Source organism: Acetobacter senegalensis, assembly GCF_001580995.1.
Classification (GTDB): domain Bacteria; phylum Pseudomonadota; class Alphaproteobacteria; order Acetobacterales; family Acetobacteraceae; genus Acetobacter; species Acetobacter senegalensis.
Genome location: NZ_LHZU01000072.1, coordinates 1 through 9,961 on the forward strand (window position 1 = coordinate 1; position 9,961 = coordinate 9,961).

Sequence of the window (9,961 nt, forward strand, 5' to 3'; positions counted from 1 at the left end):
GACCAGCGTCTGGTCGCTGCTTTCCAGAAACGTGCCGACCGCGTTGACCTTGCCGCCATCGGTGCCAGGTGAATCACAGAGATTCCATTTGGGCTCGACATGCCAGTCAGCCCAGAAACCGAACTTGCTCAGCGGCTCATCATGAAAGCTCGCGCCGATGGATTTCTCCGGCACGACGATGATCACCTGCTTCAGGCCCTGGTTTGCCAACTTGTCCAGAGCAATGAACATCAGTGCCCGGCTCTTACCCGAAGCAGGGGGAGATTTGATGAGAAGATACTGTTCCCCACGTTTCTCGTAAGCACGCTCCTGCATGGGCCGCATGCCCAGGGCATTGGCTTTTGTAGAATTACCATTTGCCGCATAAGCGACCGAGACTGACGGAACAGATTTTGATTCTAGGTTCATTTTCTCTCTCCAGCAACGCTGGCCAATGCGGCTTTCAATACCTGGAAACAGACTTTCGCCGTATGCTCATCTGGCATGAAGCCCGATGCCATCTGTTCATATGGATGGATGTAATTGCGGAAATCACGAAGACCGTGACTGAATTTCTTCACGTCTGGTTTCAATAGGCCAACCTCGCACGCCACATCTATGAACTGTGCGAGGCTCCATTCATAAAAACGCTTCACACTGCCATCGGCAGTTTTGGGGCTGGCCGACGCACGATTAAAGCGTGCTGGCTCCTTCTGTGCTGCTCCGAGAAGAACAGCCTCAAGGACGCTCCCGCATAGGAAAATGGTCGAAAGATACGCACCAGCAGACATTGCCACGCGTGCCTCATTCAGACGATTTTCGATGATCGGAACGGCAGTGGCCTCTATCGGCAGTTTCTGGATGTTCGGAATGGAAAATTCACTATGCAGAAATGCATCAACAGTATCGGCTTTTTGGGGCGCCACAGGTGAACCCGTAAGGCGCGCGACAATTTCTCTGGATTTTTCGAGGATAGACACATCCGGCTGACGTGAGTTCAGGACACAGTTGACCTCATAAACATCCAGCATCTCACCGAGCGTTCGTCCAACGAGCACGTCAGAATCTTGCTCCCAGAAAGCTCGCAGCTTCTTGGCCTTGGATGAACCATAAGTCTGATATTTCTGACTGTGAATATCGATTCCATGCCGATTAAAGAACTCATGAAAAGTGGGGTCAGAATAGTCCAGAACGTAGCCGCTCTGCATTCCAAGCAGATTTTCAAGGTATCTCTTGTCGATTTCCGTCAGGCTACTCATGCTGCGCCTGCCTTCTTCTTTTTTGTTCCCGTTCTGGCGGTTATCTTCGAATAAAGATCAAACAGCTTTTCCAGACGCTCCGTGTCATTGCGGAAACGGCGACCGATATAGATGCGTTCAAGCACTTCGTCATTGCGCTCATGGACTTCGCGTAGATCAGCGGGCATTTTCTCCGGGTCATAGAGGTCAGCGATCGTGGCTGGGAAATGCGCCTCGCGGGCCAGGAGGATGTCTTCGGCGCAGCGTGTTAGGTCGGCCTTGTTCTTCTCGGTCAGTGTTGGCACCGGAAAGGTGTTCCAGCCAATCGTGTTGGAATAAGAAAAGTCACTCCGCATTCGAACGCAAACTGCACCGATCCATTGGGTATGCAACCGGCTGGCAACAATGCTAAGAGTCCACAGAGGTGGTGCGTATATGACAGCCGCTTTGTTGGAGACAATGGTATCATTATTTACCAATCCGACCGGAAGGTATTCTCGATTTTCGCTAGTAATACTTGGAACAATTAGAGCAACTGTATCCTTGTGAGGCGTGTAGACAAATCTATGGGGCTCATCAGCCTTGTTTTGTGACTGCTTTCCTTTGCTGGCTTGTCTAGCTTCTTTTACTTTTTTGATCCGTGCGGCAATGGGCGGAATGCTCATCGCCAGAGAAAGTTGCTCGTCTTCAATCCACAAACACCATCTGTTGGTTGAAGAAGTGAACTCACGTGACCCAACAAGTTTTTTCAGTAAAATCGTGGCCTCCGGGTAACTGCTCAGCATCGCTTCTCTTTCGCTATGAGAGAGAATAAGATTGCCTCCGTCTGCTGGCTTATTTCCGTAATCCATCGTCGGTAATCCGCTGATAGAGCGGCTCATTTGCGATACAATCACGTCCTGAGCATCAAGAAGATATGCGTTTATATTCTTTGCCAGCCTTTTTGTGTCATGATCAAAGATGTACCGATCTGTAATGCGAGAGTTAGTTAATCCAACAATTACAACTGTAACTCCGGCATTGTTTGAAGCCATATTTTTCCAGTTGAATGGCCTATGCGCGAAATAGATGGAAAAACCGCAATCAAAAATTAGCGGCCATAACATCGAGACTTGTCGACCTTGATTCACTGACTTTGTTGCAACAAAGGCGACTGCGCATTCTACGTGTTTGCCATACTCGACAGCCTTGAGAAACCACGCTGCGACATAATCCAAATCCTTATAAGAGTCTGTGTGCCGGGAGAAAACGGCATGCATTTCAGCCTGTTGTTCGGGATTTCTCCACTGACTGCCTAAATATGGTGGATTTCCGCAGATATATGTCTCGCCGCCCTCGTTCTCGAAGTCGATCTGCGGTTGGTCTAATGGGGTATGAAACAGGTCTTCGGCATGATGCTTCACGCCCGTTCCAGTTGGCGGACAGACACCCAACCAGTCAAGGCGCAGCGCATTGCCCTGCGTAATCCAGTTTTCGGCGTTAAGCGGCAGAAGATCCTGAAGAGCTTCTTTTTGTCCACGATAGAGAACATCGCACTGATATTCAGCGATAATGAGCGCAAGTCGCGCAATTTCGGCTGGAAATTCGCGCAATTCAATGCCCCGGAAGTTGGTCAGCGGAATATCGCTTTTACGCCCCGCCTCCTTGCGTCTGCGGTTGATCTCCGCTTCAATTTCGCGCATCTGCTTATAAGCAATCACAAGGAAATTGCCTGAACCGCAAGCTGGATCAAAAACCCTGATACGTGCCATACGCTTGCGGAGATTAAGCAGGACGCGGGCATTGTCCCCAGCTTTGTCGAGTTGAGTACGCAGATCGTCAAGAAAGAGAGGGTTCAAGACCTTCAGGATATTGGGGACACTGGTATAGTGCATACCGAGCGATCCACGCTCGTCATCGTCAGCGATGGCCTGAATCATCGACCCGAAGATGTCAGGATTGATTTTTGTCCAATCCAATCCACCAATATGCAGAAGATAAGATCGAGAAATCCGACTGAAACAGGGTACGTCTGCACTCCCGGAAAACAGACCACCGTTCACATAGGGGAACTTGTCAGCCCAGCGGGGCAGGCCCTCGGCTTTCCGGTCAGCGGTTTTAGTGTTCATGGCACGAAAGAGCATCGAGATGACTGTATGAGTATCTGATGAATCCTTTGCACTCATCTGTTCGACGGTGACGGTAAAACTCTTTTCGCCGCCGAAAATATCCGTATCCTGAGCAAAGAAGCAGAAAATCAACCGTGCCATGAAATGGTTCATGTCATGGTCACGTTCAGATTTAGCCCAGTCAGGATTATCTTTCAGAAGTTCTACATATAGGCGATTCAGGCGACTGGTAGCCCGAATATCGAAGGTTTCATCACGGATTGCTTTGGTGGTCGTGATGCCTGCAAGTTCGAGAAAGAAGCCGAAATGATTTGGGAAATCAACATAAGTGCAGGCAATCACTTCGCCTGATGCAAGATTTTCGGCTTCGAGGGTTTCACCGTCAGTTGCGAGGACAAATTTCGCCTTGGCTTTTGCGGTTGCTGGACTTGCCTTCAGTATTGAGAGCGTCTTCGTAACTTCGCCGGATGGCGCAACGGCGATATGGATATTGTTGGTCTGAAGGACGCCGCGATAAGGACTGTCTTCGGGAGCGATAAGATCGGACTTATTGGTATCGCCCTTGCGAAGCCGCTTGAGCGTGGTTTCCTTGTTTCCAAATGCTTGCAGGAAAAGGTAAGGGAATTCATTGGCATCGAATGGCTGTTCGGCGAGGGCCGATACGGCCTCTTCAATCTCTATCATGCTCATATGCTTTGCCTGACCGTTTACCGGGCCATCCCTTTCGACAACTTTTTTCAAAAAGACGCTGTGTTGATTCGCGCTATTCCGATGGACAGATTCTACAAAGATAGCGGACTGTGGGTAAGGTCCGTTGTGACTTTCGCATCAGGACAAGTCATCTCTATTACCCTCAATAAAATAGGACTGAAGGAATTCCCGACCGCGTTCGGTAATCAGAAAGCCGCCAGGGATACTTTCTGCGTATCCGCGAAAGATGAAGTTGGAATACGATTTCCTATGTGACTTCAGATTGCGCACAAGTTGAGAAAACTTACTATCACGGCGACCCCTCAACATATCGCCATGCTCATCGGGAACGGCGATATATTTTGGAAGTTCGGCAATAAGCTCCGTTGTCGTGATAAAGCCATCGTCCCGTGTCGCCATGACAAGCAAGGCATATTTCCAGAGATCGGCCTTCAGGTCGATTTCCTGTGGACTTTCATCCTCCGTCTGATCGGTCGTTCCGTCAGTTTTCCGTGCCTTCCGTTTGGCCGCGCCTCGGATAGGACTCGCAAGCGGCAGCTTCTCTGGCGGGATGCCGCTGATCTTCAGCATGGCTTCGCGCACCTGCCGTCCGACCTCATAATGCGCCAGGTTCGTTTTCCGCTTGCCTTTGATCTCCTCGCGACGCAGCTTCTCCTCGGTCTGCGTTACCCGAAAGAAGTTCGCGGCAAGCTCCGTGCTGCCCATGCGATCAAGCAGGTTGGCATTTTCGGATAGCCCACGTATCTGCCGGATTTCTGCGACCGTTCGATTGCCGTAGAGGCCGGAATACCCATTGCTCTCGAAAAGAGCGAGATCGTCCTGACTGGTGACACCTGCGCCTTTGGCAGCATTCACAAGCTGTCTGTTGTGTTTTCTGACAAGATTCCGGATCAGGATGCGCCTGTCGTCTTCTTCTGCTGACAGGACGTTATGCGTAACGTCTGTGCCCTGCGGTGCATCCACCTGAACGATGAAATAGCCTTGGGCAAATGCCACGCCCTTCTTTCTGATATCGCCGTTTCTTGCGACAAGATGGCAGGCATACCGGGACAACCTGATGTCCGGCACGCTGCGCTTCGCGGTCGATGTCGCAACTTCTGACACAACACCTTCGAAGTGATTTTCGATTGGTTGATCCGATTTCCGGCAGTCTTCTGCGGCACGGGCGAGAAGATTTTTGAACGCGCCCCAGCTTCCATATCCCAGAAGATCTTGCAGGTCGCGTGCGAACCAGTATTCGCTCCCCTCGTGACTCCTGTGTGACGCTTTTTCGAAAGCGGCGACCATTTCATCAATTTCAGACTCCTTCATGGAGGCTGATTCAACGGTAGCAAGCTCTTTCAGGTCAGTGCGGACAAGTCGTTCCAACGCTTCCGCGAACGAAAATTCGGAAAGATCTTTTCCTGACGAAGATTTTGGACTCACGCGATAAGTTCCCGATAGCGGAGTCTTCCCTCGACGCAGGCGAACATATCGTTCATTCGGGCACCAGCCCTCATATCGCGGCGATTGAAACGCCACGACATTTCCTGGACATACCGATCCAGATGCTTCGAAGACACCCAGTGATGCACACCCACGATCTGGCGCTTCAGGAGCGCCCAGACACTCTCAATCCCGTTGGTGTGCGCCTGTTCCCGAACATACTCACCCGCCGAATGGTTGACGGCCTGATGACGGTAGTCCTTGCCAAGCCCTTTGAATGACCGATCTTCATCGGTCATGAGCGCTGAACCGGCCTCCACGTTTTCCCGGATGGCCTCTCTCATGGTCGGTCCCTTGGTGTCTTCGACATGCCCGGCACGCAATTCGCCGTCGCGTTCAAGAATGCCAAGGACGACGTCTTTTCCCGCACCGCCCTGCGTTCCGCCCTTGCGATCCTTGCTGTGCTTGTTCTTTTCCTTGCCGCCAATATAGGTCGTATCGGCCTCGACCGTTCCCTTCAAAGGGGCATTGAAAGACTTTGTGACTGTTGCATAGCGCAGCCTCTGGAGAACAAACCACGCGCTTTTTTGAGTGATATCAAGATCTTTGGCGAGTGTAGTGGAGGCAATTCCCTTCGGATGGTTGGTAATCAGCCAGATTGCCATGAACCACTTACGCAAAGGGAGTTTCGTGTCCTCAAAGACCGTTCCGACCTTGATGGAAAATCTCTTTTTACAGTTGCCGCACTTGAACGTCTCGCGATCACTGAAATGATAGATCCTGTTGCCCCCGCAATGAGGGCAGAATTCTCCATCACGCCACCGGATGCTGCGAAGGTGATCGCGGCAGGACTGCTCGTCCGGGAATAGCTCCGTAAGCTCGAAAAGGCTGCTGACCTCTGGAATCATATTCCGTTCCTCCGCTATACGGAGAAATCTAATCTCAAATCAGGTCGAGGTCAAGCAGGTATATAAATCCCAATAATAGCGCAGCATCCATCTTACCTGAAAACACAGTTATAATCTCTGCTCGTGGCACAGTAGGGAAATTAGCCTTAACATCGGGCGACATGACAATGAACCAATCATGTTATGGCATTCGAGGCTCTAATGGTTACGGGCAATATTTCATACTACAAGCATTAAAAAATATTCTTACTGAACTGAAAAACAACACACATGGGTCTGTTTTTGACACTATTACACGGCAGACCTTCTCTACAATTTCAACAACGCTTCCCTCATTGAGGGTTGCTCAACATTACGAGAACATGATTTCAAAATACTTTGTGTTGATTTTCGTTGAGAACTGACCCGGGTTTTTCATGAGCAATTGACCCGGCCTGATTGTGTATGTCTCCTGTTTTGAGGAGATATTCAAGCGTGTGTTTCTGCCTTTTCCTTTCTGATTTTTGGTTTGGCGCTACTGGCTCTGAACCTGTAGCTGTCATTTCCTGTCTCAAGGATATGACAGTGGTGGGTCAGTCGATCGAGGAGGGCTGTTGTCATTTTGGGGTCTCCGAAGACATCGCCCCATTCCCCGAAGCCCAGATTGGTTGTGATAATGACACTGGTCCGCTCGTAGAGACGGCTGAGCAGATGGAACAGAAGAGCCCCACCTGACGCGCTGAACGGCAGGTAACCGAGTTCATCAAGGATCACGAGATCAAGGCGCAGGAGACGGTCTGCGATCTGCCCTGACCGGTTGGCGGCTTTTTCCTGCTCGAGAGCGTTCACAAGATCGACCGTGGACCAGAAGCGGGCTTTCCTACGATGATGCTCGATCGCCTGCATGGCAAGAGCTGTTGCGATATGGCTTTTTCCTGTGCCCGGTCCCCCGATCAGAACGACATTTTCGGCATGGTCAATGAAGGTGCCCCCATGGAGTTGACGCACCATCGCTTCGTTGATGTCGGCACAAGAGAAATCAAAACCTGCCAGATCCTTATAGGCTGGGAACCTTGCCGCTTTTTTCTGATAGGCAATGGAGCGTATCTCCCGTTCTGCAAGTTCTGCTTTCAGAAGCTGGGAGAGAACCGGGATTGCTGCTTCGAAGGCCGGAGCGCCCTGTTCGGTCAGTTCTTCCGTGGCCTGAGCCATGCCATACATCCGCAGGCCGCGGAGCATGACGACAAGAGCGCCAGCAGCAGGATCATGACGCATGGCGGATCTCCCCACGCAGGGCGTCATAGCGGGAGGTATTGGCAAGCGGCTCACGTTCAAGTGTCAGGGCCTGCGGCGTCTCAATCCGTGCTGTCGCGGTTTTTTTGCCATCCGTCAGACGATGCAGCGTATTGAGGATGTGCGTTTTGGTCGGGACGCCATCTTCAAGTGCCAGTTCCACCGCGCAAAGCACGGCTTGTTCGTCGTGATGCAGCACAAGGGCTAGGACCTCGACCATGTCCCGCTCACCACCAGTCCGTTTGCGGAGATGCTCCTGCAGGACACGGAAGGCCTGAGGCAATTCGGCAAATGGCGCACCATTGCGCAAGGCACCCGGTTTGCGCTGAAGGACGGCCAGATAATGGCGCCAGTCATAAACCGTTCGACTGGACGCAGTGTGAGAGCGTTCAATGATCCGGCCATGCTCGCACAGCACACGTCCTGAATTGCCCCGGGTTTTATGGAGACATTTTTTATCTGATTTAAGCGGCTAAAGCATGTGATTTCTGTTGTGCATAGAAGCGTGCTTCAGCTTCTGCTGGCGGGATGTTTCCAACGGAGGACAGGAGCCGCCGCTGATTGAACCAGTCGACCCATTTAAGTGTTGCCAGTTCGACCGCGTCCCTGTTTTTCCACGGCCCCTGCCGGTAGATCAATTCGGTTTTGTAAAGTCCGTTAATGGTCTCTGCCAGGGCGTTGTCATAGGAATCCCCAACACTACCGACAGAAGCAACAAGGCCCGCTTCAGCCAGTCTTTGCGTGTAGCGAATGGACACATATTGACAGCCGCGGTCCGAATGATGGGTCACTTTTCCCTCAGGCTGCCTCTGGCACAGAGCCTGCTCCAGGGCGTCCAGCATGAAGTCGGTATGGGCAGTGGACGAGACGCGCCAGCCCACAATCACGCGGGCAAACACATCAATGATGAAAGCCACATACACAAAGCCCTGCCATGTGGAAACGTAAGTAAAATCCGAAACCCAGAGCCAGTTGGGGGCTGGAGCATGAAACTGGCGCTGCACCAGATCCTGAGGGCACGGACGTTGCGGATCAGGCCGGGTGGTTCTGACGCCCTTGCCACGAATGACGCCTTTCAGTCCCATCTGGCGCATCAACCGCTCTACCGTGCAGCGGGCGATAGTCCTGCCTTCGCGTCTGAGCTGATGCCAGACCTTACGCGCTCCATACACGCAGAAATTATCGTTCCATACCCTGCGGATTTCATCGCACAGCTCTTTGTCTTTCTGGCTGCGCGCACAAGGATTTTTCTGCCTGGCAATGGTTGCATAATAGACAGATGGCGCAATCGGCAGGATCTTGCAGATTGACCCGACACCATATGTCTGCCGATGCTCCTCAATGAAGCCCGTCATGGCCTGAACCGGCGGTCGAGTTCCGCCTGGGCAAAATACGCAGAAGCCTTACGCAGGATTTCATTGGCCTGCCGCAATTCGCGGTTCTCTCGCTCCAGTTGCCTGATCTTTTCCCGATCAGGCAGGTCACTCACCGTAGGCGCGTTGGCCCGCTCATGCAGACGGGTCCATTTTGACAGCGTGTCAGGGTGAATATCCAGCTTTGGAGCGATCATCATCACCGCAGACCACCGCGAAGGATGGTTCTTCTCTTCCTCCAGAACCATGCGGGCTGCACGGTCACGAAACTCAGGCGGAAAACGCTTCGATTTGTTGCTCATGACTATACTCTTACCTCTCGGGTCGTTCTGTCTCCACAAAACCCGGAGCAATTCAATACCTCTTGCGCGTAACCTTGCCCATAAAACCCGTCCTCTCTCAGGTCGGATTATAGCTTATCGCCCTGTCTGAAAAACCGGGCCCACCTCTAATGAAAACGACCAGACAGCACTGGAACAGTTCAAAAAGAACCACGATACTGAGTTCTCAGCTATAGCGGACTCTTAGAAACTGACACCATGGCTCGACCAGAGGTTCGAAAACATGGCACAGACCCAGCAAAAGCGCATTGAACAATGGAAACAAGAGCATAAGGCGGAACAAGACGCTGCCCGTCAGGAAATCAAGCGACTTTCTTTTTTACTCACCACGAGGCCAGCCTCCCAGAATTGGCAGGCTACAACAAACCTGCACATCCCTAGCGTGGCTCTTTCCATGAGCCCTTGATCACTTCACCTCCCAAAAAGCATGATTATTGCAGAAACAATATAACAATAAAAAAATAGGCTCCCCCTAAAAAAGGAAGAGCCTACCATCAGTTTAAGTCGACTGTATTATTACGCTGACTTTGAGGCAGACTGAACAGCCTGCGTGGCGCTGACAATATAAGGACCAGCAGCACGCACAGTGAGAGACAGAATGCCCAT

At 51.6% G+C, this 9,961-nt stretch carries 8 protein-coding genes, 2 pseudogenes and 1 other annotated feature; of the genes and pseudogenes, 2 read left to right on the top strand and 8 right to left on the bottom strand.

The window, feature by feature from the left end; genetic code table 11:
• The 5 genes and pseudogenes from AD948_RS00995 to AD948_RS01015 all read right to left on the bottom strand — a co-directional run.
• Window positions 1–408: pseudogene (locus AD948_RS00995) on the bottom strand (DEAD/DEAH box helicase family protein); the annotation flags it as partial.
• On the bottom strand, window positions 405–1,238 hold the full coding sequence (locus AD948_RS01000) for a hypothetical protein (protein WP_061470311.1): 834 nt from the start codon (window positions 1,236–1,238) through the stop codon (window positions 405–407). The gene AD948_RS01000 and the pseudogene AD948_RS00995, both read right to left, overlap by 4 nt.
• Window positions 1,235–4,015 (bottom strand): class I SAM-dependent DNA methyltransferase, encoded by a 2,781-nt coding sequence (locus AD948_RS01005; protein ID WP_061470312.1) that lies wholly within the window; start codon window positions 4,013–4,015, stop codon window positions 1,235–1,237. The genes AD948_RS01000 and AD948_RS01005 overlap by 4 nt, the downstream gene beginning before the upstream one ends.
• 138 nt (window positions 4,016–4,153) lie before the next feature.
• Window positions 4,154–5,347: a DNA damage-inducible protein D gene (dinD, locus tag AD948_RS01010; RefSeq protein ID WP_248845866.1), complete on the bottom strand. Its 1,194-nt coding sequence runs from the start codon at window positions 5,345–5,347 to the stop codon at window positions 4,154–4,156.
• A gap of 110 nt (window positions 5,348–5,457) precedes the next feature.
• On the bottom strand, window positions 5,458–6,369 hold the full coding sequence (locus tag AD948_RS01015) for an IS1595 family transposase (RefSeq protein WP_061470314.1): 912 nt from the start codon (window positions 6,367–6,369) through the stop codon (window positions 5,458–5,460).
• A gap of 62 nt (window positions 6,370–6,431) precedes the next feature.
• Here AD948_RS01015 and AD948_RS18930 point away from each other — a divergent pair, with 62 nt between their 5' ends.
• Window positions 6,432–6,773 (top strand): restriction endonuclease subunit S, encoded by a 342-nt coding sequence (locus AD948_RS18930; RefSeq protein ID WP_408736050.1) that lies wholly within the window; start codon window positions 6,432–6,434, stop codon window positions 6,771–6,773.
• Window positions 6,774–6,837: 64 nt separating this feature from the next.
• Here AD948_RS18930 and istB read toward each other — a convergent pair whose 3' ends face one another.
• The 3 genes and pseudogenes from istB to AD948_RS01030 form a co-directional block, all read right to left on the bottom strand.
• Complete coding sequence (gene istB / locus AD948_RS01020; RefSeq protein WP_029606259.1) at window positions 6,838–7,623, bottom strand: IS21-like element helper ATPase IstB; 786 nt, start codon at window positions 7,621–7,623, stop codon at window positions 6,838–6,840.
• Window positions 7,613–8,065: pseudogene (locus tag AD948_RS01025) on the bottom strand (IS21 family transposase); the annotation flags it as partial. The gene istB and the pseudogene AD948_RS01025, both read right to left, overlap by 11 nt.
• Before the next feature lie 40 nt (window positions 8,066–8,105).
• Window positions 8,106–9,316, bottom strand: a protein-coding gene (locus AD948_RS01030; RefSeq protein WP_156478879.1) for an IS3 family transposase whose coding sequence is annotated in 2 segments (ribosomal slippage) — window positions 8,106–9,031 and window positions 9,031–9,316 — 1,212 coding nt in all. Because the reading frame shifts where the segments join, the coding sequence is not laid out codon by codon here.
• Window positions 8,922–9,038 (bottom strand) — a sequence feature (AL1L pseudoknot). (Overlaps the previous gene by 117 nt.)
• A gap of 262 nt (window positions 9,317–9,578) precedes the next feature.
• Here AD948_RS01030 and AD948_RS01040 point away from each other — a divergent pair.
• Window positions 9,579–9,761, top strand: a complete 183-nt coding sequence (locus AD948_RS01040; RefSeq protein ID WP_061470318.1) for a hypothetical protein — start codon at window positions 9,579–9,581, stop codon at window positions 9,759–9,761.
• Window positions 9,762–9,961: the final 200 nt, after the last annotated feature.